The organism is Weizmannia sp. FSL W8-0401, assembly GCF_038009125.1.
GTDB classification, from domain to species: Bacteria; Bacillota; Bacilli; order Bacillales; family Bacillaceae_C; genus Weizmannia; species Weizmannia coagulans.
The window spans coordinates 1,416,068-1,439,567 of the sequence record NZ_JBBPAG010000001.1; the positions used below are offsets into that span (position 1 = coordinate 1,416,068).

Below are 23,500 nucleotides of genomic sequence, written 5' to 3' on the forward strand. Positions count from 1 at the left end.
AGCTATGACTTTTGGAAAACGGCATGAAAGTGGTGAAGCCTTTGGACGATGAGAAGAAACAGACGGAATCCGGCCAGGAAGAACAAACCGGTTATATCCGTATGAAAAAATTTAAATTTGTCATGCTTTTGTTTTTCGTGATTTTCATAACAGCTGGCATTACGACCGCTGCCTTTGCGTTCGGCGACCAAAAAGCCGTCAACGTGACGACTGTCAACCGGCCGGAGTTTGACAAACTGTATAAAGCATATGACAGCATCCAGAAAAAATATTACACAAAAGTAAAACAGAAGACGCTTGTCGACGGGGCCATTAACGGAATGGTGGAATCGCTCAATGACCCGTATTCTGATTATATGTCAAAAACCGAAGCATCAGACTTCAATAACACCATTTCTTCTTCTTTTGAAGGAATCGGTGCGGAAGTGGAAGAAAAAGATGGCTATATTGTGATTGTTTCGCCGATTAAAGGTTCTCCGGCCGAAAAAGCCGGCCTGAAGCCGAACGATAAAATACTCGCGGTTGACGGCAAAAGCGTCCATGGCATGAGCGCCAATGAAGCGGTCATGTTGATCAGGGGCAAAAAAGGGACAAAGGTGACACTCACGATCCAGCATGTCGGATCGAAAGACGAAACGAAAGTGACCTTGACACGCGACACGATCCCGGTCAATACAGTTTATGCGAAGATGTTGAAAAACGGGGTTGCCCATATCCAGATTACGACATTTTCAGACGGCACATATAAAGAATTCAAGGCGGCCGTTGAGAACATGAAAAAGCAGGGCATGAAGTCGATGATTGTCGATGTGCGTCAGGACCCGGGCGGACTGCTTGACCAGGCTATTAAAATTGCGAATATGTTTGTGCCGGAAGGGCGTACGATCCTGCAGACGGAAGACCGGAACGGCTCCCGGGAGAAATATGTGGCAGAAAGTGGCACGAAAATTACGGTCCCGGCGGTTGTGATGATCGACGGCGGCAGCGCGAGCGCTTCTGAAATTTTGGCGGCCGCACTGAACGAATCGGCAGGCATTCCGCTTGTCGGCGAAAAATCGTACGGCAAAGGCACCGTGCAGTCTGCTGAAAAATTCAGCGACGGATCGATTTTAAAATTCACCGTCCAAAAATGGCTGACGCCAAATGGCAGCTGGATCCATAAAAAAGGGATTGAGCCGGATGAGAAAGTGCCGCTTCCGGATTATGCCAAACTTCCGGTGATCGGAACAGATGCGAAATTGAAACTGTATTCGGTCTCGGAAGATGTGAAGACGGCGGAAAAAATGCTGAAAGCACTCGGTTACAATCCGGGCAGGGTTGACGGGTATTTCGACTGGAATACAAAAACGGCTGTCGAAGCTTTCCAAATGCATGAAAAAATGCAGCCGACAGGCATCATCAATGGCGATACGGCAACAAAACTGATGTCTGAAGTCAGCAATCTTATTACGCAGCACGATACGCAGCTCAAAAAAGCGGAAGAAGTTGTCCAAAAAGAAAAATAGCAAAATAAGCCGGGAGATCTACTCCCGGCTTATTTTGTGCAATCCGATGCACGAAAAATGATATAATAAAGTCAGGAGATTCGCCTGTCCCCTATAAGAAAGGAAAGGAATGGGAGTGTTGGAGACAAAAGATACAGTCGATCTGGAATTCATCTTCCGCAGAGTATACCGTAAAATTAAAGAAGAACTGCATAGCTTGTTAAAAGAGCATGTAACCCTTAACGAATTTATGGTGTTAAAACTTTTATCGGAATCCCCGATGCGTTCATCCGATTTGTCGAAAATGCTGCAAGTGTCCGCCAGCCATATTACTTCTGTAACCGATTCGCTCGTGGAAAAAGGGCTGATTGAACGGAGAAGATCCAATAAAGACAGACGTGTGGTCGACTTAATTTTAACGGAAAAGGGAAAATCGTTAATCGGCAGGTTGAAGGAAATCAAATCCCGGTTTCTGAAAGACCAGCTGGACGTTTTTACGGAGGAAGAGCGGGAAACATTGTATAAGCTGTTCCGGAAGTTTGAAGACCACCTCAATCAAATGCACTGATGTGAAAACGCGCCCATATGCACAAAAAGCGCCCTGAAGCCGTAAGCCCGGCCCCGGGGCGCTTTTTTTAAATAAATATGGCAGCATGCAACATTCAAGAAAAAAATGTAACAATATCCGCCCGTTTCCCGCCTTGTCAACCCCAAATTCCCTCCATTTTTTGGATATTTAAAAAGGTGGTACCAATGTGTGAAATGATAGGAAATCCGCACAATGTGCCGGAACCTTTGATACAGCTGGTTTTTTCATTTTCAGTTTGCAAGCAGGCCCCTTCTTTGCTGCTTGTTCTATTTTCTCCCAGAAATATTACAAAAATCGTATGTTATGATGCTATTGTGTACGAGAGAGAAACCAACGAAAACGAGGGAGGACATCATTGATGAAAAAGGCCATGTTCACAACAGCAGCAGCACTTGCACTGATCCTTGCACCGGCAGTTTCCGGCAAGGCGGGGGCAGCCTCAAACGAAACAAACTGCAGCCCGAAAACGGTTGTTCAACATGAATACAAGTTTCATAGCATGCAGGAATTGGAGAACTGGTTAAAGCAGCATAACATCCGTTTTTCTTTTAAACCGGCAACCCATCAAACTGCTTCAAACCACGCGGGCAAAACTTACCAGACAACGGCAGCACCAAAGCAATCGGCACCGGAACAAACAGCAGCACCAAAGCAATCGGCATCAAAACAAACTTCAACGCAACCGGCAGGCGGCACGCAGTCACAGGCTGCCAACACGTTAAACGCCTATGAAAAACAAGTGGTGACCCTTGTAAACGAAGAACGGGCGAAAAACGGCCTAGGCGCGCTGAAAATTGATACGGCTTTGAGCAAAATGGCGCGCGTCAAATCGAATGATATGGCAACCCATAAATATTTTGACCATACAAGCCCGACTTACGGCTCTCCGTTCGATATGATGAAGCAATTCGGGATCTCGTATCAATATGCCGGCGAAAACATCGCAATGGGCCAGCAAACACCGCAGGAAGTCATGAATGCATGGATGAACAGCGAAGGCCACAGGGCGAATATTTTAAATAAAAACTTCACCCATATCGGCGTGGGCTATGTTGAAAACGGCCACTACTGGACACAAGAGTTTATTGGAAAATAAATTGCTTATCGCAGCCTCTTTTACGGGGCTGCTTTTTTGTACGCACTTTTTGAAACGTCACTTGCGGAAAACGGGTCCACTTTCCTGTACGCTGACCCATCTGCCGGATAAGCCCCGCTTGCGCCAAACCTTATCCGTTCTTTTTCAGCAAATCTCCGGCTTTTTGCTGGATATAATGCAAGCGCCCTAAAAGTGTTACCGCACCTACAGCAAGGCCTGTGATCAGCCCGATCCAGTAGGCATACGGGCCGAGGGCGGTGGCGGCATCCAGCAAATACCCGAGCGGAAGCCCAATGACCCAATATGAAACAAACGTCATAATGGTCGTAATCCGGACATCTTTATACCCTCTAAGCGCGCCTTGCACCGGCGCCTGAACCGCATCTGACCATTGGAAAAAGATGGCATACAGCAAAAAATGGCCGGTTAACCGGATGACAGCCGGATCATCACTGTAAAACGCTGCCACTTGTTCATGGAATAAGTAGAGCAACAGCCCGGTCAAGGTGGCGATCACAACAGCAGTCATGAGCCCGATTGTGCTGTACTGGCGGGCGTCTTTAAATCTTCCGGCCCCTGCTTCAAAACTGACAAGAATCGTCATCGCAAGCGAAATGCTGAGCGGAAGCATGTACAAAAGCGATTCAAAATTCATGGCAGCCTGATGGGAAGCGATCGTGTCAGTGCCAAATTTGCTCATGAACAATGTCACAACCGAAAAAATGCTTGATTCAAAAAAAGTCGACAACCCCATCGGGATCCCAAGCGACAATAGCGCTTTCCAGCTGCGGATCGAAACCGGGTAAAACGTGCGGAACAGCCGCATTTCAGCAAAACGTGGCAAACGCATAAGCACAAGGATTGCAATCAACAAGATAAGCCAGTAGGTGATGGCGCTCGCAACGCCGGCACCTGCCCCGCCAAGCTGCGGAAATCCGGCATGCCCGAAGATGAACAGAACATTCAATCCAATATTGATGGGCAGCGCCAACAGCGTGATCAGCATTGATATTTTTGTCAGCCCGGTAGCATCAATCAGCGAGCGGCAAACCTGGTAACAGAACAACGGAATCAGCCCGAAAGACAGGGCAAATAAAAACCGATGCGCGACCCTCTCCACATGCGGCGCTAAATCCATCCGGCCAAGGACCGGCCCAATCACCAGCCCGCCTGCAAACAGCACCAGTACGGCCATACAGACGGCGACGTAAAGGCTCTGGATAAATGTACGGGGGATTTCATCCGTGTTTTTGCTGCCGATCAAATGGGAAATGATCGGGGTAACCGCCTGTAAAACCGTTCCCAGCCCGGTTGAAACGGGGAACCAGAGGGATGCGCCGATCGCAACACCGGCCAGATCGGCTTTGGAAAAATGGCCGGACATCGTTGTATCGAAAAAATTCATGAGCAGCATCGCAAGCTGGGTGATGAGAATCGGCAGAAATAAATGCCAAAGCTGTGCGATTTTTTCTTTTAAGGTAAAAGTTTGTTTCATGTTCATTCCCCCAACTGTTTTCCACGGACTCCAAAAAATTATAACATATTCATTTTCCGGGCCGCCATGGACAGCCTGCCATGAAAATGGAAATGCCCGGCGAAAGATTTGGAAACCCGTAAAACCATCATGATTTATAAAAAGTCTCATATAATAGAGTGACCAGACAAAAACGGGAGATTCTGTATGGAGCTGAAAAAAACCTATTCGACGTTGTCTCACATGTACCTGTGTCAAACCGTTATTCTTGCATGCGGCCTTTCCGCATTTTGTCTCACGCTGATGTATATCGGGCGCGGCGGCATGTTCAACTGGCTGATTTTGGCCGTCTGGCTGTTCATTCTCTACTTTGCTGCGCGCTATTTCTACTATCAAAAGATAGAAGAAAACATATCCGGAGAAAAAGGGGAGGAAGAAAGACAAGCGGACAGCGGGCAGTACTTGATCCAGTTTCCTCCCGGTGCAAAACTCTCGGTGCAGCTTTATGACGGAAGCGGACGCTTAGGGTGGCTGCTTGAGGAAAAAGCTTTCAGACAACAAATCCGGTATTTCCGCCTTGAACGGGGAGCGGGCGCCACATTTTGCGCCACGGTCCGCAAACGGCAAAACTGGGAAATCAGCATCAGATTTCCGGCATATGAACTGGCCTTTTCATTAAAAGAAGCAAAAGGAAAAGAAATGATATTTGAAAACGGCAGCCGGACTTGCGCGATCCGGAAAAATGGAAACCATGATTTGGAATTTTACCGGGACGAACAACTTTTAGCAGTGGTGTCGCGCGGCGTGATGCCGGTCAGCTGGCAGCAGAAGTTTCCGCTTAATGCACCGGTACTTACTTTTATACGGGGGACGGAAGAAGACGAAGTACTCGTCATCGCACTGCTCGCCTTTTTTTACAGGCATAATAAATATTTCGTGTAAAAAAAAAGAAGAGATGATACAATTTTTGTAAGAATAAAGAAAGAAAAAGAGAGGAAATCCATCATGCATGTGAAACTGATTAAATGCCACGGCTCAGGCAACGATTTTTTGCTGATCGATGAAACGGAAATCTCTGCGCCATTAACGGACGACATCCGCAAAAAAATGGCTCTGTCATTTTGCCGGCGCGATGCCGGGCTCGGGGCGGACGGCCTGCTCTTTGTGTCGGAAAGCCAGCAGGCAGACGCAAAAATGCGGGTATTCAATGCGGACGGTTCCGAGGCGTCCATGTGCGGGAACGGCCTGCGCTGTGTTGCGCGGTACGTATCCGAAAAACGCGGGAAAGACGATCTGTTAATTGAAACGATGAAAGCAAATCTATATGCCCGCAAAGCAGAGCCCCTATTGGACGGCATCCCAACGTTCCGGGTCGAAATCTCGCCTGTCTCCTTTGACTTGGACAAACTGCCGATGCATATTGATAAAGAAGTGCTCATCAATGAACCGGTTAAGGCCTTGTCGGAAGATTTGTCGTTTACAGCAGTTGCGGTGCCGAATCCGCATCTGATCGCCTTTGTCGAAAATGAAGGATTCCGGTCTGATACGCAAAAAACATTGTCCGAGTATGTGAACGGACCAAATGATATCTTTCCGGACGGCGTGAATGTCAGCTTTGCCAAACCGATTGGTGAAAATGGCTTATACGTCCGCACGTTTGAACGCGGCGTCGGTTTTACAAATGCGTGCGGAACGGCGATGTCCGCTTCAAGCCTTGTGGCCTGCCTGTTAAGATTGCGCCCGTTCGGTGAAATGATCGACGTGTTCAATAATGGCGGTAAAGTACGGTGCTTTGTCCAAAAAATTGAAAAAGAAGGGGAACCGGCATACACGATTGACCTGATCGGTAATGCCACCTATTTATACGAAACCACTGTTTCTTTTGACGTTGGGCACCCGGAACAGTTCCGGATCGCGGAAAAAAAGGATTTCGGCGAACAGAAGCTGTATCAAAAGCTCGAAACCCATGCAAAAGAAACGGTAGAGAAAGCATTGGCTTAAAATTTGCGTCTCCTGTAAAAGGGAGGCGTATTTTTTTCGATTAGAAAGCTGCGCCAAACTATATGGGGCGCCCTTTGTTCTGCTTTAAAAATGCAAGTACCGGGGCAAAAGGCTGGCCGCTTTTGCAGGCAAAGAATCGCGCAAACGGGCAGCCGTACCGGTTCACACGCGAAAGGACCGTTTCAATAGTAAAGTCATACGGCGAAAGCGACGCGTTTACTTCTTCCCAGAAAAGCGGAGCCGCCACAAGCGCATCCTCATGCCCGCGCATCGAATAAGGTGCAATGATCGTTTTTCCTTCCGCATGCTGGACGAAATCAACATATAATTTTCCGCCCCGTTTTTTCTTCATCCGTTCGATTGTAAAATGTTCAGGAGATTTAGAAATGAAATAAGCAGCCACAAATTCCGTGAACAGCCTTGTATCTTCCCATGAGAACTGCCCGTCCGGCAATGGAATGTAGACTTGCAGCCCTTTATTCCCGGAAATTTTGACAAAGCTCTCCAAATGAAGGGCATCCGTCACCTGTTTTAACAGCAAAGCCGCTTCTACTGCAAGTTGAAACGCATCCCGGGAAGGGGGGTCAAAATCAAATACAATCTCACTGACGAAACGGCTGTTTACGGTCTGAAACGGGATATGGTATTCCACCGCCAGCTGGTTCGCAAGCCACATCAGTGTTTTTAAATGGTTGCAGACAATATACCGGATGTCTTCATGCATCGCCGTATCCACAAAAGCGGGCGCATAATCGGGGCAGTTTTTCTGGTAAAATGCCTCGCCGAAGACGCCGTGCGGGTAACGGATGACGGTCAAAAGCCTGTCCGAAAGAAACGGCAGCATAAAAGGGGAAATTTCCCGCATATAGGTAAGAAAGTCGAGCTTTGTCACATGGCGCTTTTTCCATAGCGGTTTATCCGGATGCGTCACTTCCACTTCTTCCGGAATGGCGGCGTTACGGAGCCTGAAATCTTCAAATGTACAGGCATCCGGGGAAAGATCAAAGCGGAAGCGGTGGAAATGCGGTTCTCGCAGGTTGGCGCCGTCCCATTCCAAATAAAATAACTCGACGCAAATCGAAGGATCGATCGTATAGACGCCGTTTTCATCGTTTGCGGCATTTTTCCTGACTGCTTCTGCGAGGATTTGTTTTTCGCCCGGATTCATGCTGAAAAGAAACTGGCCGATTGGAAAAATGCCGCCATCTTTAAACACCGCTGCGTCGAAATACCCGTTTTTCGCGTCATAAGCTGTAATAAAGCAGGCGGCTGTTTTCCAATTTTTCACTTTTATCCATGTCTCAACCCGTTTTCCCGCTTCCCACTTGCTGTCCGTTTGTTTTGCGACAATGCCTTCACTGTTAAAATTTTTCACCGTCTCCTTTAAGGCGGGCGCGTCACGGGTAAACGGGATCTGCTGGACCCGTGCCGTTTCGCCCGGGGCGGGGGAGAGCGGCAGCGCAAGCGTTTCACAAAACTTTTCCAATACTTTTTTTCGCTGCAAATACGGTTTTCCGGCCATATCCTCCCCGCCAAGCATGAGCAAATCAAATACGAGATAATGGGCGGGGCGCACTTTAGCCTTCTCTGCAGCTGCCTTCGCTTTCATCCGCCCGCGGCGCTGCAGCTCCCTAAAGCCAGCTTTATACGGATTTTCAAGCAGCACAAGTTCGCCGTCAAGCCGTAACGGAAGCTGCCCTTTTACGCGGCCTTCAAGTGTTTGCAAAAAGGTGCGGATTTCCGGAAACTGGGGCAGCAAATCTTTTCCGTTGCGGCTCCATAACCGCATGCCGCCTTTTGTCCAGTCGAGGATCGCGCGATAACCGTCATATTTGATTTCGTATGCCCACTTTCCTGTATCAGGCAGAGACCATTTTAAAACCGGCAGCATCGGTTTCATTTCGAGCACCCTTTCTTTTTCCAAAAGTTGAAGTACATAGCGGGGCGGATTCATACATATATTATCTTCAAAAAGCGAGGCGTTTCATTCATGCATACGATGTGGAAAGGCACGATCAGTTTTGGGCTCGTCAATATCCCGATCAAACTGCATGCCGCAACGGAAGATAAAGATATCAAATTGCGTTCCCTTCATAAAAAATGTCATTCCCCGATCCGGTATGAAAAGGTTTGTCCGGTGTGCGGGGAAGAATTGGACGCGAAAGAAATTGTAAAAGGATACGAAATCGCGAAAGGGAAGTTTGTCGTGCTGGAAGAGGAGGAACTGGAAGAGCTGCGCAAACAGACAGAAGAAAAAGCAGTGGAAATTATGGATTTTCTCGATATGCGGGAAATCGACCCGGTTTATTTTAACCGGAGCTACTACATGTCCCCGAATGAAGGGGGTGTAAAAGCTTACGGCTTGTTGCGGAAAGCGCTGACCGAATCAGAGAAAGTCGGGCTTGCCCGGATTGTCATGCGTTCAAAGGAGCAGCTCGCCGTTATCCGCGTGTATGAAAATACGCTGCTGATGGAAACCATCCATTACCCGGATGAAGTCCGGAGGGCATCTGACGTTCCGAATGTGCCGCAGGATGATGAAGTCTCGAAAAAAGAAATTGAGACGGCAATTTTGCTGATTGACCAGTTAACGACATCGTTTGAGCCTGAAAAATATACGGATGCATACCGGTCAAACCTGATGGCTTTGATTGAATCGAAGCGGACCGGGAAAAAACTCGTCACGGCGAAAGTGAAAGAACCGGAAAATAATGTGACCGACCTGATGGCGGCGCTCCAGGCTTCCATCGACAGGGCAAAGCCGGCAAAAAAACCGGCAAAGAAACCAAAAAAAGCGGCTAAAACAAAGGCAAAAGAAGCGTAAAAACCGGCGGATACCGGTGCGGGGAATGCCTGAAAATTTGCCGGAAAGCCTCCAATATGGTAAATTATTTCATATTGGAGGTTGATGATGAAAAGGCAGACGATTGTGCAATGGCTGTTCGTTTTACTGGTGCTTTCCCTCTGCACCTGGATTTTTTTTGAAATCGCCGATCATTTCAACCAGGGGGAGATCCGGCATTTTGACCTTCCGATTATCTCATTTGTCCAGGGGAATATTTCCGGCCGGTTAACGAGCGTGATGCTGGCTGTTACCTTTCTCGGATCTGTAAAAGGGGCGGCGGTGGTCACCCTCGTGCTTTCCCTTGTGCTCTGGATCAAAAAATACCGCACACTGGGCCTTTATCTCGCTGTATCTGTCGCGCTTGGAGCGGGGGTTTTTAACACCATATTAAAATACATATTCAAGCGCCAGCGCCCCGATATTATGCGTATCGTCCAGGAAACGGGCTACAGCTTCCCGAGCGGGCATTCGATGGGATCCATGATTTTATACGGCTGCCTCGTATTGATTCTGTTCCGCATCACAAAACGCAGGTGGGTGAAGTTCGCGGGGACGCTGTTTGCCCTCTTGCTGGTGCTTGCCATCGGCATCAGCCGCATCTATTTAGGGGTACACTACCCGAGCGACGTTGCCGGCGGATATGCGGCCGGCCTTGTTTGGGTCATTTTATCTGCGCTTGCGTTGAACTTGTTTGAAACAAAATTGAAATTGTAATAAAATATGGTGGGAATAAAAATGTTTGGCGGTGGGTATGCGGATTTTCGGACCGTGCAGTCGCGTTTAGCCGGAAAGGACTGCCCCGGTGCTGGAAAAGCCGTTAATGAGCGCTTGCTTTTTTTAAAAATTGTATTACAATATGTTGGTATGAATGAAGAAGCGTCCTGAAATTGTTGCCGGAGAGTTTGGCGATTGGGAGGGAATACTGAATGAAGATCTCGTTTAGCCAGATTAAAAGTTTGCTAAATAAAAAATACGCCCTGTACTTTCTCATGGTTTTTTTGTTCTGGGTAAAAACTTATATTGTCTATAAAGCGGAATTCAATCTGGATCTGCAAAACGGCATGCAGAAATTTTTGCTCGCCATCAATCCCATCAGTTCGGCACTGTTCTTCTTTGCGCTTGCGCTTTTCTTTAAAGGACGCGGCCGGATCATTGCAATAACTGTGATTGACGTGCTTTTGTCTGTTTTGCTGTACGCGAATGTATGCTATTACCGTTTTTTTAATGACTTCATTACACTGCCTGTGCTGTCGCAGACGAAAAACTTCGGCGACCTCGGTGGGAGTGCCGCTGCATTAATGAAGCCTTATGATATTTTTTACTTTTTTGATACGATCATCCTCATTGTCTTGATTGCAACGAAAGCCGTCAGGGCCAATGCAGAGAAGGTCAGCCGCCGCTCGCTTGCCGGGCTGATGATTGCCGCAATTGCATTTTTCATTTTTAATCTCGGCCTTGCCGAAGCGGACCGCCCGCAGCTTTTAACGCGGACTTTTGACCGCAGTTATATCGTGAAATATCTCGGCATGTACAATTACACCCTTTATGATGCGGTTCAGACAACAAAATCGTCTGCGCAGCGGGCGATGGCTGATAGCAGTGACGTGAGCGATGTGGAAAACTATGTGAAAGCGAACTATATCGAGCCGGACAGCAAATATTTCGGCGCGGCAAAGGGTATGAATGTCATTTACGTTTCACTTGAGTCGTTCCAGAACTTTTTGATCAATTACAAATTGGACGGCAAAGAGGTCACACCGTTTTTAAACTCGCTGACAAAGGACAAAAACACCTTTTATTTCGATAACTTTTTCCACCAGACAGGCCAGGGGAAAACGTCTGATGCCGAATTTATGATGGAAAACTCGCTGTTCCCGCTGCCGACGGGGTCTGTATTTACAACGAAAGCACAAAATACGTACCAGGCAGCACCTGCTATTCTTGACCAGAAAGGCTATACATCGGCTGTTTTCCACGGAAACTATAAGACTTTCTGGAACCGTGACGAAATGTACAAATCGTTCGGCTATGACCGTTTCTTTGACGCCAAGTATTACGATATGAACGACAAAAATACGTTAAACTACGGGATGAAGGACAAACCTTGGTTTAATGAGTCGATGCAGTATTTGACCAAATTGCCGCAGCCTTTCTATGCGAAGTTTATTACGCTTTCAAACCACTTTCCGTTTCCTTTGGATGAAGAGGATGCAGACTTCCCAAAGGGCGATTTCGGCGATAAAACCGTGGATAACTATTTTCAAACCGCCCATTATCTGGATGAAGCGATACAGCAGTTCTTCACCTATTTGAAGGAATCCGGGCTTTATGACCATACGGTGATTGTCATGTACGGCGACCATTATGGCATTTCGGAAAATCACAATGCGGCGATGGCGAAAGTGCTCGGCGTTCCTGAAATTACGCCATATTTGAACGCACAGCTGCAAAGGGTGCCGCTGTTTATCCATGTTCCGGGCGTAAAAGGCGGGATCAAGCATACGTACGGCGGTGAAGTCGATGTAATGCCGACGGTTATGCATTTGCTTGGCATTGATACAAAAGACTACATCCAGTTCGGGTCTGATCTTTTGTCCAGCCAGCACCGCCAAGTCGTTCCATTCCGTAACGGTGATTTTGTCACCAATAAGTACACGCAAGTATCCGGAACGCTTTACGACAATGCGACCGGTGAAAAAGTCAATCCAAAACTAGGCAAAACTGATGAAAAGATTGCAAAAGAGATGCTGAATCTGTCTGATAAAGTGGTATACGACGACCTGCTCCGTTTCTATACGCCAAAAGGTTTTACGCCGGTGAACCGGAACAAGTATGACTATTCCTTTGACCAGACGGATATGGCCGGGTTGCCGAAAACCCCCATTCCGGATTCAGCCAAAAAGAATAAATAAAGAAAACAAACCCCGGTGGAATGCAACCGGGGTTTGTTTTTTGTGCCAGGAAAAAGCATATCGTGAATGCATCATTCCGGCTTCTTTTATGGTTTTCAACAGGCATGTTTTCAATCATTTTTTAAAGAGCAAATCCCTGGCAGTTTGAAAATCGTTTGTCGGTTGATTGCAGCTGAAGTTTTCACAGACATAAATGGTTGGTTGCCCGTTTATCATGGCATAATCTTCAATAAAAGGGGCGATTTTGGAGAGTTTCTTCTTTTCGCGCCTTTTTACTGCCATGAAGGAAATTTCGGGGTGAAAATTCTCCTGAATATGGCGGATAAAATCAACAGCTTTTTCTGTTTCATCATCCATAACGATCACCACTTCCTTCGTTGCCTGCTGTGCGTACATCACTGCCTGCATCATCATGGCGTGGGCATTGGGATCATCATGGATAACCTTGCTGAAGGCCTGAAACATTTGCTGGACTTTTTCTTCCAACGTAAAATCCCCGGTCAGTTTCGCCAGCCTTAACAATTGGCAGGCTGCGACACTGTTCCCGGAAGGCAGTGCCCCGTCATAAGACGCCTTTTGCCTGACGAGCAATGGCTCATCGTCGTTTCCGCTAAAGAAAAAGCCTCCTCCATGTCCGTCCCAAAATAAATCAATCATATTGCCGGCCAGTCTTTTTGCTTCCGCCAAATAAAAAGGGGCAAAAGTGGACTCATACAGTTCCATATATCCCCACAGGAGAAAGGCATATTCGTCTATAAAACCTTTGTTTTTTACTTCGCCATCGCGGTATCTTACCATTACCCGGCCATTTTGGATCAAGTTGTCCCTTATAAAAGAAACCGCTTTTTCTGCAGCCTGCACATAAGATGGTTGATAAAAAACACGCCCCGCTTTTGCGAGTGCTGCAATCATTAAGCCGTTCCATGCCGTTAAAATTTTATCATCGCGGAACGGGCGCACCCGTTTTTCCCGGTGCTGGAACAAGCTTTGCCGTGCCGTTTCTAATTTTTCCGCCAGCGCTGCAGGAGAAAACCCTTCCTTTTTTGCAATTGTTTCCAAATGGGTTGTAATCTGGTTCGGAATATTTTTTCCTTCGAAATTTCCCTGCCCGGTAATGCCGTATGCCTGGCAAAAGAGCGTGCCCAACTGTTCCCCCAGCACATCTTTTACTTCTTTAGGCGTCCACACATAAAACTTTCCTTCCTCGCCTTCCGAGTCGGCATCTTCCGCGGAATAGAATCCGCCATCCGGATGGGCCATATCACGCAGCACATACTTGATGATTTCTTCCGTTATTTTTTTGTACCGGGCATTTTTCGTCATCCGGAAAGCATCGGTATAGGCCAGTGCAAGCAGCGCATTGTCATAAAGCATTTTTTCAAAGTGGGGCACCAAAAATTTTTCATCAACGGAATAGCGGGAAAAACCGTAACCAATATGGTCATAAATTCCCCCGCGCGCCAGCCCGTCCAATGTTTTTGTTGCCATCGCAAGCGCATCCCGGTTTTCATAAAATTTGGCATACATGAGTAAAAATACAAGTGAATGCGGCATTGGAAATTTCGGCGCCCTGCCAAAACCGCCATAGCGGGGATCAAAAGCCTGCTTGTAAGTTTGGAAAGCGCGCCCGGCCGTTTCTTTCGTTAAAGCCGTTTGCCCCCCTTTTTTCCGGCTTGCCTTGAGCGCCTGTTTGACTTGTGCGCCTACATCCTTGATCCGGTCCGGATTTTCGGTGTATTGTTGGGATAAATAATGCAACACTTCTTTAAAACCGGGCATCCCATACCGGCTTTCCCGCGGAAAATAGGTTCCGGCATAAAAAGGGACCTTCTCCGGCGTCAAAAATACGCTCAACGGCCAGCCGCCCTGCCCGGTCATCATTTGGCAAACAAGCATATAAATGGCATCAATATCCGGCCGCTCTTCCCTGTCCACCTTAATCGCCACAAATTTCTCATTCAGGATCCGCGCCACCTCTTCATTTTCAAAAGACTCCCGCTCCATCACATGGCACCAGTGGCAGGTCGAATAGCCGATGGAAACAAAAACCGGCTTGTTTTCCCGCTTCGCTTTCGCAAAAGCGTCTTCGCCCCACGGATACCAGTCAACCGGATTACGGGCGTGCTGCAGCAAATAAGGCGATTTTTCATGAATTAACCGATTAAATGGTCTGTTTTCACCCAAGACATTCCCTTCTTTCTTTCACTTCCTTTATCATCAGTTTACCTGAAACAAAAAGGCGCTACAAATGCTTGAAATCGCACGACTCCGCAATTAAGCAGGGGAAGAGGCTTTAGCACGTGATTTGTCCGGTTTCACCGCCGCAAATGTAAGTCCTGCCGCCACCAGGCAGAAACCGGCCATGATCACCATGCTGATCTCAACCCGCCCTTTCATAAAATTGGCCATAAATAACGGACCTGCCGCCACGCCGATGTAGCGCATAGAACTGTAAATGGCGCTGATCGTCCCGCGGACTTCTTTTTCAATCGACTGATTAATCAGCGCATCCAACGGCGTAAGGGAGGCGCCGATTCCGATTCCGCAAATGAGAAAGGTCCCGATTAAATAGAAAAAACGGTCCGAAAAAGTGATCACGAGCACGGAGGCTCCGGTAATGAGCACACTGGAGAAAATAATCCATTTCATCAGTACCATGTTTTCTTTAATGATTTTCCCGGTTATAAAGGAAGAAAGGCACAATGCCGCGAGCGGGACGGCCAAAATAAACCCTTTCTTCACGCCATGGTAGCCGTACTGGTCTTCCAGATTGGACGACAAATAAAACAGCACCGCAAACAAAATAAACATCACGATGGCCCCGATCGCAAATACGGACGCCAGCCAGCGCCAGTGCTGGCGGAACACCTTTTTCGTATTCCCTATAAATGCTTTGATTCCCGGCCCCTGTTTTTCGTGTGCCGGCCTTTTGACAAGAAACAAAACAGACAGGATAGAGATCAGGCAAAAGACCGGGATGGCCGCAAAAGGCAAAAACCAGATCACCCCTGCCAGAAAGGATCCGAGAATCGGGCTCAATACTTTTCCAAATGTATTGGCCGTTTCAATAATGCCGAGGGTGGTGCTCACATCCCGGTTGCGGCGGAACATATCGCCGACAAGCGGCAATACGATCGGTGTCGCGCCGGCCGTCCCGACGCCCTGCAAAGTCCGGCCGACCAAAATAAGGGAATACGGGTGATCGAGTTGCCAGGCAGCATATGCCGAAATCGCCCCTCCGGCAGCCGTAATCACAAGTGACGGGATAATGACCATTTTTCGGCCGTATCTGTCCGATAAAAATCCGGCAACCGGAATAAGGAAAATGGCGACAATTGAATAAAAGGTGATAATATAGCTGGATTGGACTTTGGAGATGCCCAGTTTGTCCTCCATCAGGGGAAGGACCGGGATCAGCATCGAATTCCCCAGTGTCATAATCAGGGGGATGGACGATAATGCCACAATCGCCCATCTTTTTTGATGGATTTCATTGTTTTTATCGGATAAAGGTGTGTTTGTTGTTAAATGATCCATTGTCTGTATTTTCCTTTCTTCTTTTCAATGTCAACACTCTTCTTTACTATCTGCCCAACCGGAGACATTTATGAATGGAAAAAACGGGTTTTCTTTCTCATCATTTTTTAACAAACCATTCATATCTTTTTCTTTTCATTCGGTTAGTATATAAGTAAAAGCGGATTCTCCTTGATCATGCGCCTTCCGGGGCTATAATAAGGGCAGCGGAAAAGAAAGAGTTCCGGCAAAAGAACTTCGAGGGGGAATCATCATGAACATGAAACGGATATTATTGGTGGAAGATGAAAAAAATCTGGCCCGTTTTATTGAGCTGGAGTTAAGGCATGAAGGATACGAAGTGAAAGTGGCGTATGACGGGCGGGAAGGGCTGCAGTCGGCTTTGGAGGAGGAGTGGGATGTGATTCTCCTTGATTTAATGCTGCCGAAACTGAACGGCCTTGAAGTATGCCGCCGCCTGCGCCAGGAAAAAGAAACACCGGTCATCATGATTACCGCTCGGGACAGCATTATGGACCGTGTATCCGGGCTTGACCATGGGGCGGATGATTATATTGTCAAACCATTTGCGATTGAAGAATTGCTCGCAAGGCTGAGAGCCATTTTCAGAAGGATGGAGTACGCCGAGCCCAAAAAAGCAGCGCTAACAACGTACAAGTTTCGTGACCTTGTGCTGGAAAAAGAAAGCCGGCTTGTTAAAAAGGCAGGGAAAACCATTGAATTGACAAAGCGGGAATACGATTTGCTGCTTACGCTTTTGGAAAATAAAAATATTGTCATGACCCGTGAAGCGCTCCTGAACAAAGTATGGGGATATGAAACCGAGGTCGAAACGAATGTCGTCGATGTGTACATCCGGTACTTGCGCAATAAAATTGATACAGAAGGCGAAGACAGCTATATCCAGACAGTGCGGGGAACAGGATATGTGATGCGCGAATGAGGGCGGTAAAACACTGGCTGCAAAAAAGTTCCTTGAAAGTGAAATGGTCCGTCGGCGCAAGTGTAGCGATCTTTTTAACGTTTCTGATTTTCGGATTTTTCCAGTATACACTAATCAGTAGATGGCTATTGCATGAAGAAGCGACTTCGGTATCCGAGGCGCTGGATGATTTGAACAACAAGGGGGAAAACATCGATGACATTTTATCGAACCGGACGCTTTTTCAGCAGGTGCTGGAAAAAGACCAGTCGATCCGGATCATCAATGCGGAAGGAAAGGAAATGCTTGTCGTAAAAAGCATTCATTCTACCGATGCAAAAGTGCCGTTTATGCCGGTGAACGAAAAACGGGTCAGCCTGATCCGCGCGGGCAATCATCAAATTTTAGTCGGAAGGAGCCCGTTCCGCTCCCAGTCGTTCAACGGCTATATTGAAGTGATCTATCCTTTATACCGGTATGAAAATTTAATGCGGAATGTTCTGTTTGTCATGATGGTCGCCGGATGTGTGGGCTTGCTTTTGAGTGCTTTTCTCGGGTTTATGATGGCAAAAAATTTCCTCAAACCGTTGAAAAAACTCTCTTCCACCATGCAAAGCATCCGCAAAAAAGGATTCCAGGAACGGATGGAGCCAAGCGCCTCCAAAGACGAAATGGGGGAACTGACCAATATTTTTAACGATATGATGGACCAGATTGAACAGTCGTTCCGGCAGCAGAAACGGTTTGTCGAGGATGCTTCCCATGAATTAAGGACCCCCGTGCAAGTAATGGAAGGGCACTTAAATTTGTTAAACCGCTGGGGGAAAAATGACCCTGCGATTCTTGAAGAGTCGCTCCAGGCCTCGCTTCAGGAATTAAGCAGAATGAAAAAACTGGTGGAGGAACTGCTCGATCTTTCCCGGGTGGAAGAAGCCAAAATATTGGCCAATGAGGAAAAAGCAGATCTTTTGGCGGTCACAGAAAGGGTGATCCGCAATTTTAAAATGATCCACCAGCAATTCGATTTCAATTTTCAATATGATCCCAAACAGGCCTATGAAATCCTGATGAGCGAGAACCATCTTGAGCAGGTGCTGATCATTGTATTTGATAATGCGATAAAATATTCCGACCGCATTTACAAAGTCGATATCCGTCTCAAGCAGGAAAAGGGGAGGGCCGTGTTAACGGTAAAAGATTACGGCATCGGGATCCCGAAAGAAGATTTGCCGCAAATTTTCCACCGCTTTTACCGGGTGGATAAAGCAAGAAGCCGCGCAAAAGGCGGGAACGGGCTCGGGCTTGCTATTGCCAAACAACTGACAGAAGGATATTCCGGCACGATAGAAGCAGCAAGCGAGGTTGGCAAAGGGACCGAAATCCGGTTTACATTCCCCCTTGCCGCAAAACAAAAAACAGGCGGAAAAGAGGGCGTTTCGAAAAAATGAAACGTTCTTTTTCTTTTAAAGAAAAGGGGAGGGCCGTGTTTCGCCTGTGCCTGGAAACCGCGCCCGCCTTTCGCCCGTTTCCAAAAGGATAAACCTTTTTGATCCGCAAAATAACCGGGAGCTATACGTATGGAACCAACTGTAAGTTTTATCCAGAGGGCCGGGCTGTTAAAAATCTATGCCGACTTCTGTCATTTCATGTTCACTTTTTTTCAGGAGCCGGATTTCCAGGATGCCGTCCCGGTATTTTGCGGTCGTCCCTTTCCGGCGCACCGGGGAAGGCAGCCGTATCACCTGTTCCGCGTCCGGTTTTGGGAATGATTTTAACATGACCTGAAGAGAAGTGTGGAAGATTTTTAAGCCGGTGAGCATGCTTTCCTCCTGGACAGGGACGCGGATAAAAATAAAATCCAGTGTTTCAAATACCTCTATAGACGGGGCGCCTGTATCCGGGGAAGAGGGAGCCGGATCATCGGCCCCGTCCCCCTTTTTGAACGCAGCGCCCCATTCGTCCCATTGAGAAAGGGCTTGGTTTATATGTTCCTGTACAGGCGGAAACGGCATATTCATCATCTTGAAGATCTCTTCGGTGAACGGAAACGTTTTCCATGGGAACATTTTTCTGCTCCTTTCTGCAACGGGGATATCATAAAATATGCGGTTTTAAACAATCGGGTGAGGCAAATGCAGCATCACTTTCCGGGAAAAAACAGAATGAATCACTATTCATGCAAATTTTTAAAAATAAGAGTTTTTAACTTTATCTATTACGCTTACAGTGCTAAAATTGAGTTTGTAAGCGTTACAGCTTTCAAAATTCTTTATCGTTACATAATTTCTTGGTTCCGTTTTGGCATCCGCCAGGCGAAACCATACGAAAGTGAATAAGGGACGAAGAGCTGGAGGTTTTTCAAAATGAATGCAACTACACCAAAGGGATTTTGGGAAAGTTTTTCCGGGCCTAATCTTGGGTATGTCATGGATTTATATGAACAATACCTGGAAGATCCGGACAGCATCGACGAAGAGGCGAGAAAAGTATTTGACCAGTGGGGCGCGCCCGCTGTTTCCGAAGGCGGGAGCCCGACACAGGGGCAGGCGGATATTTCTTTCCAATTGCCGGCAAACCCGACGATTTTCAGCAAAATGGTCGCTGCTGTCAAATTGGCGGACAATATCCGGACTTTTGGCCATCTCGCAGCGGATATCAACCCGCTCCAAAAACCTGTTGGGGATGTCAGAAGAATTGAACTGGGAGAATTTGATTTAACCGAAGAAGATTTGAAAAAAGTGCCGGCATCCTTTATTTGCCCGGATGCACCCAAAAGGGTCAAAAACGGGCTTGATGCCATCAATTATTTAAAAGAAGTGTACACCCAAAAAGTCGCCTTTGAGTTTGACCATATTCATGACATGGAAGAAAAGCACTGGCTGCAACGGACAGTTGAATCGGGCAGCTTTTTCCGCGAACTCGGCCGGGAACAGAAAATCGGGATTTTAAAACGCCTTTCAGATGTGGAAGGATTTGAAAAATTTATTCACCGGACATTTGTCGGGCAGAAGCGTTTTTCCATTGAAGGGCTTGATGCGCTCGTTCCGCTGATGGAACAAATGATTATGGAAGCGGTCAAAACGGGTGTGAAAACCGTTAATATCGGCATGGCGCACAGAGGCCGACTCAATGTGCTTGCCCATATTCTTGAAAAACCATACGAGCTCATTTTTGCGGAATTTAAGCATGCTTCCAATAAAGATTTAATCCCTTCCGAAGGATCGATCGGCATTACGTACGGATGGACCGGCGATGTTAAATACCATCTCGGCGCGGACAGAAAAGGGCAAAACGGCGGTCCGATCGGCGCGCGTATCGTGCTTGCCAACAACCCAAGCCATCTGGAAGTTGCCAACCCTGTTGTCGAAGGGTATACACGTGCCGCGCAGGATAACCGGAACAAAGCGGGCTATCCGGACCGCGATCCGGACCGCGCATTTGCGATTCTTGTCCACGGGGATGCCGCATTTGCGGGGCAGGGCATTGTCGCAGAAACGCTGAATATGAGCAAGCTGAACGGATACGGGACAGGCGGGACCATCCATATCATCGCCAATAACAATATCGGGTTTACGACCGAAACATACGACTCGAGGTCAACAAAATATGCTTCTGATCCGGCAAAAGGCTATGAAGTGCCGATCCTCCATGTGAATGCGGATGATCCGGAAGCATGCGTACAGGCGGCGCTGTTTGCTTATGCTTACCGCGAAAAATTCCATAAAGACTTTGTGATCGACCTGGTCGGCTACCGCCGCTACGGCCATAATGAAATGGATGAACCGATGGTAACCAACCCGGTAATGTACCATGCGGTGCACAATCATCCGACGGTCAGGGCCATCTACGGTGAACAGCTTGTAAAAGAAGGCGTCCTGACAGCCGAAGAGGTTAAAACGATTGATGAAGCCGTTCAGAAAAAACTGCAGGCGGCTTACGAAAAAGTGCCAGACGGCGAAGCAGAACCCGATACGGCCATGGAGCCCCCAGAAAATGTGAAAAAAGGCTATTTGAGCATGAAAACAGGGGTGCCGGAACAGGAACTGAGGGCTTGGAATGCTGAATTGCTCGCCTGGCCTGAAAACTTCCACGTCTTTAAAAAACTGGCGCGGATTTTGAAACGCCGCGAACACGTTTTTGACGGCAAAGGGAAAATTGACTGGGCCCATGCGGAAGCGCTCGCGTTTGCAGCCATTTTAAAAGATGGCGTGCCGATCCGGTTTACCGGCCAGGATACACAGCGCGGCACGTTCGCACAGCGCAATCTCGTCCTGCACGACGAACAGACGGGGGAAGAATATATTCCGCACCATCATCTGTCCGGCGTTCAAACTTCATTTGCCATTTATAACAGCCCGCTGACCGAAGCCGGCGTTGTCGGGTTTGAATACGGCTATAACGTCTTTTCGCCGGATACGCTCGTCATTTGGGAAGCCCAGTTCGGCGATTTTGCAAACATGGCACAGGTCATGTTTGACCAGTTCATTTCATCCGGCAGGGCAAAATGGGGGCAAAAATCAGGGCTTGTCATGATGCTGCCGCACGGATACGAAGGGCAAGGCCCTGAACATTCAAGCGGCAGGGTGGAACGCTTCCTGCAACTGGCAGCGGAAAACAACTGGACAGTGGCGAATGTCTCGACAGCCGGCCAATACTTCCATATTTTAAGAAGGCAGGCAAAATGGCTGGCAAAAGAAGAAATCCGCCCGCTCGTTCTCATGACGCCAAAAAGCCTGCTTCGCCACCCGCTGGCATCTGTAGAGCCGTCTGTACTGGTAGATGGCAAATTCCACACCGTGCTGGAAGGCCCGGATACGGAAAATACGGGTGCAGTCGAAAGAATCCTGCTTTGCAGCGGGAAAGTGGCTGTAGACTTGGAAGAAAAGCTGGACGGTGCGGACATGAGCTGGCTGCATACGGTAAGGGTCGAGCAAATCTATCCTTTCCCTGAACAGGAATTGAAGGAAATCTTCGCGCGCTTTAAAAACGCGAAAGAAATTGTATGGATGCAGGAGGAGCCGGAGAATATGGGTTCCTGGTCTTTTGTTGAACCGTATTTAAGAAAGTTGGCGCCTCAGGGAGCAGAAATCCGATACATCGGCCGGCCGAGAAGGTCAAGCCCGTCGGAAGGCGACCCGGTCGTCCATAAAAAAGAACAAAACATAATTCTGACTGAAGCCATTACCCGCCCTTAAACGGCGGCTCGCTCCTTCCCAAGGGGCGGGGGCTTCCTATGCGCAAAATAACCGTTGCTTTGCCCGCTTCATCCTGCAGCCCGCGCTGCTCGGAAGATGAAGGAGGAGGCTTTGATATAAAAAAAGTGATACTTTTAAGGGAGGACAAGTGTTGTGGCTGAAATTAAAGTGCCTGAACTGGCAGAATCCATCACGGAAGGAACCATTGCACAATGGCTGAAACATCCGGGGGACCATGTAGATAAAGGGGAATATATTGTAGAACTTGAGACAGATAAAGTAAATGTAGAAGTCATTTCGGAAGAAGAAGGCGTCGTCCAGTCCCTCCTTTTTGAAGAAGGGGACACAGTCCAAGTCGGCGATGTCATTGCGATTGTCGGCGAAGGAACAGGGGAAAACAACGCAACGCCTTCCGCGCCGCCAAAAGAAGCGGAAGCACCGCAACCGGCACAAGCACAGGCGCTGGCGCAAACACAAGCGCCTGCCCCGGAGCAGCCAAAGCCGGCTCAGGAAGAAAGCGAAAGCCGCCCGGTTGCTTCTCCGGCTGCCCGCAAACTGGCACGTGAAAAAGGCATTGACTTATCGCAAGTGCCGACAGTGGATCCGCTTGGCAGGGTAAGGAAACAAGATGTGGAAACCTTCAATCCGCAAGCTGCGGCAAAAGCGCCGGCAGCACCGGAAAAACCTGCAGCCGGCAAAGCTGTGGCAGAAGAAGCCGGCAAACCGGTTGAAAGAATCCGCATGTCACGCCGCCGCCAGACGATCGCAAAACGGCTCGTTGAAGTGACACAGACAACGGCGATGCTGACGACATTCAACGAAATTGATATGTCGGCCGTCATGGATTTAAGAAAGCGAAAAAAAGAACAGTTCGTTAAAGATCATGACATCCGTCTCGGCTTTATGTCGTTCTTTACAAAAGCAGTGGTTGCGGCATTGAAGAAATATCCGTATGTCAATGCGGAAATTCAGGGCAATGAGCTGCTCTTGAAAAAATATTATGATATCGGCATTGCGGTATCCACGGAAGAAGGGCTTGTCGTGCCGGTTGTCCGGGATTGCGACCGGAAATCGTTCGCGGAAATTGAAGCGGATATTGCTGCATTTGCCCAAAAAGCACGTGATAATAAACTTGCATTAAGCGATCTGCAGGGCGGAACCTTTACGATTACAAACGGCGGCGTCTTTGGCTCGTTGTTCTCAACGCCGATTATCAACGGGACACAGGTTGGCATCCTCGGCATGCACACCATTCAAAAACGCCCGGTTGCAGTCGATGGGGACCGGATTGAAATCCGCCCGATGATGTACGTGGCGCTTTCCTATGACCACCGCGTCATTGACGGAAAAGATGCTGTCGGTTTCTTGAAAACGGTGAAAACATTAATTGAAAATCCTGAAGATTTGCTGCTGGAATCTTAAAAGCATGAAAGAAAAGCATCGGT

Annotated in this window: 17 protein-coding genes; 12 read left to right on the plus strand and 5 right to left on the minus strand. The window is 47.9% G+C overall.

The window, feature by feature from the left end; all coding sequences use genetic code 11:
* The first annotated feature begins 11 nt into the window (after positions 1-11).
* The 3 genes from NSU00_RS06720 to NSU00_RS06730 all read left to right on the plus strand — a co-directional run bounded on the left by NSU00_RS06720 (position 12) and on the right by NSU00_RS06730 (position 3,169).
* Positions 12-1,505, plus strand: a complete 1,494-nt coding sequence (locus NSU00_RS06720; protein ID WP_207368794.1) for a lmo1851 family serine protease — start codon at positions 12-14, stop codon at positions 1,503-1,505.
* Positions 1,506-1,614: 109 nt separating this feature from the next.
* Complete coding sequence (locus tag NSU00_RS06725; protein ID WP_029141315.1) at positions 1,615-2,052, plus strand: MarR family winged helix-turn-helix transcriptional regulator; 438 nt, start codon at positions 1,615-1,617, stop codon at positions 2,050-2,052.
* 379 nt (positions 2,053-2,431) lie between these two features.
* Entirely contained in the window at positions 2,432-3,169 is a 738-nt protein-coding gene (locus NSU00_RS06730) for a CAP domain-containing protein (protein ID WP_340702567.1), read from the plus strand.
* Positions 3,170-3,299: 130 nt separating this feature from the next.
* Here NSU00_RS06730 and NSU00_RS06735 read toward each other — a convergent pair whose 3' ends face one another.
* Positions 3,300-4,664 carry an MATE family efflux transporter gene (locus NSU00_RS06735; protein ID WP_340702568.1) on the minus strand — a complete coding sequence of 455 codons (1,365 nt, stop codon included), beginning with the start codon at positions 4,662-4,664 and terminating at the stop codon, positions 3,300-3,302.
* Positions 4,665-4,850: 186 nt separating this feature from the next.
* Here NSU00_RS06735 and NSU00_RS06740 point away from each other — a divergent pair, with 186 nt between their 5' ends.
* Together NSU00_RS06740 and dapF are read left to right on the plus strand one after the other, a co-directional pair.
* Positions 4,851-5,585, plus strand: a complete 735-nt coding sequence (locus tag NSU00_RS06740) for a hypothetical protein (RefSeq protein WP_340702569.1) — start codon at positions 4,851-4,853, stop codon at positions 5,583-5,585.
* A 63-nt stretch (positions 5,586-5,648) separates the two neighbouring features.
* Entirely contained in the window at positions 5,649-6,644 is a 996-nt protein-coding gene (gene dapF, locus NSU00_RS06745) for a diaminopimelate epimerase (RefSeq protein ID WP_061566212.1), read from the plus strand.
* Positions 6,645-6,702: 58 nt separating this feature from the next.
* On the opposite strand, the gene NSU00_RS06750 is transcribed toward dapF, so the two are convergent.
* Complete coding sequence (locus tag NSU00_RS06750; protein WP_340702570.1) at positions 6,703-8,544, minus strand: DNA ligase D; 1,842 nt, start codon at positions 8,542-8,544, stop codon at positions 6,703-6,705.
* A gap of 90 nt (positions 8,545-8,634) precedes the next feature.
* Here NSU00_RS06750 and ku point away from each other — a divergent pair, with 90 nt between their 5' ends.
* From ku to NSU00_RS06765, 3 genes are all read left to right on the plus strand, one after another.
* The gene (gene ku / locus NSU00_RS06755) at positions 8,635-9,468 is read left to right on the plus strand and encodes a non-homologous end joining protein Ku (RefSeq protein WP_035180876.1); all 834 of its coding nucleotides are present in this window, start codon (positions 8,635-8,637) and stop codon (positions 9,466-9,468) included.
* A gap of 84 nt (positions 9,469-9,552) precedes the next feature.
* Positions 9,553-10,203 (plus strand): phosphatase PAP2 family protein, encoded by a 651-nt coding sequence (locus NSU00_RS06760; protein ID WP_340703561.1) that lies wholly within the window; start codon positions 9,553-9,555, stop codon positions 10,201-10,203.
* A 212-nt stretch (positions 10,204-10,415) separates the two neighbouring features.
* Positions 10,416-12,401 carry an LTA synthase family protein gene (locus NSU00_RS06765; RefSeq protein ID WP_340702572.1) on the plus strand — a complete coding sequence of 662 codons (1,986 nt, stop codon included), beginning with the start codon at positions 10,416-10,418 and terminating at the stop codon, positions 12,399-12,401.
* Between the two features lie 114 nt (positions 12,402-12,515).
* Here the strand turns inward: NSU00_RS06765 and NSU00_RS06770 are convergent, their stop codons facing one another.
* Both NSU00_RS06770 and NSU00_RS06775 read right to left on the minus strand, forming a co-directional pair.
* Complete coding sequence (locus NSU00_RS06770; RefSeq protein WP_340702573.1) at positions 12,516-14,585, minus strand: thioredoxin domain-containing protein; 2,070 nt, start codon at positions 14,583-14,585, stop codon at positions 12,516-12,518.
* A 90-nt stretch (positions 14,586-14,675) separates the two neighbouring features.
* Complete coding sequence (locus tag NSU00_RS06775) at positions 14,676-15,938, minus strand: MFS transporter (protein ID WP_340703562.1); 1,263 nt, start codon at positions 15,936-15,938, stop codon at positions 14,676-14,678.
* A gap of 259 nt (positions 15,939-16,197) precedes the next feature.
* On the opposite strand from NSU00_RS06775, the gene NSU00_RS06780 reads away from it, so the two are divergent.
* A complete protein-coding gene (locus NSU00_RS06780) occupies positions 16,198-16,881 on the plus strand; it encodes a response regulator transcription factor (protein ID WP_026104841.1) in 684 nt (227 codons plus the stop codon).
* Positions 16,878-18,308, plus strand: a complete 1,431-nt coding sequence (locus NSU00_RS06785) for a HAMP domain-containing histidine kinase (RefSeq protein ID WP_061566207.1) — start codon at positions 16,878-16,880, stop codon at positions 18,306-18,308. Before NSU00_RS06780 ends, NSU00_RS06785 begins: the two co-directional genes overlap by 4 nt.
* 168 nt (positions 18,309-18,476) lie before the next feature.
* Here the strand turns inward: NSU00_RS06785 and NSU00_RS06790 are convergent, their stop codons facing one another.
* Positions 18,477-18,926, minus strand: coding sequence for an HSP20-like chaperone (locus NSU00_RS06790; protein WP_041819023.1), 450 nt, complete (start codon positions 18,924-18,926; stop codon positions 18,477-18,479).
* Between the two features lie 297 nt (positions 18,927-19,223).
* Between NSU00_RS06790 and NSU00_RS06795 the strand changes: the two genes are divergently transcribed.
* Together NSU00_RS06795 and odhB are read left to right on the plus strand one after the other, a co-directional pair.
* Positions 19,224-22,055: a 2-oxoglutarate dehydrogenase E1 component gene (locus NSU00_RS06795; protein WP_207368804.1), complete on the plus strand. Its 2,832-nt coding sequence runs from the start codon at positions 19,224-19,226 to the stop codon at positions 22,053-22,055.
* 153 nt (positions 22,056-22,208) lie between these two features.
* Positions 22,209-23,477 carry a 2-oxoglutarate dehydrogenase complex dihydrolipoyllysine-residue succinyltransferase gene (odhB, locus tag NSU00_RS06800; protein ID WP_207368805.1) on the plus strand — a complete coding sequence of 423 codons (1,269 nt, stop codon included), beginning with the start codon at positions 22,209-22,211 and terminating at the stop codon, positions 23,475-23,477.
* Positions 23,478-23,500 lie beyond the last annotated feature (23 nt).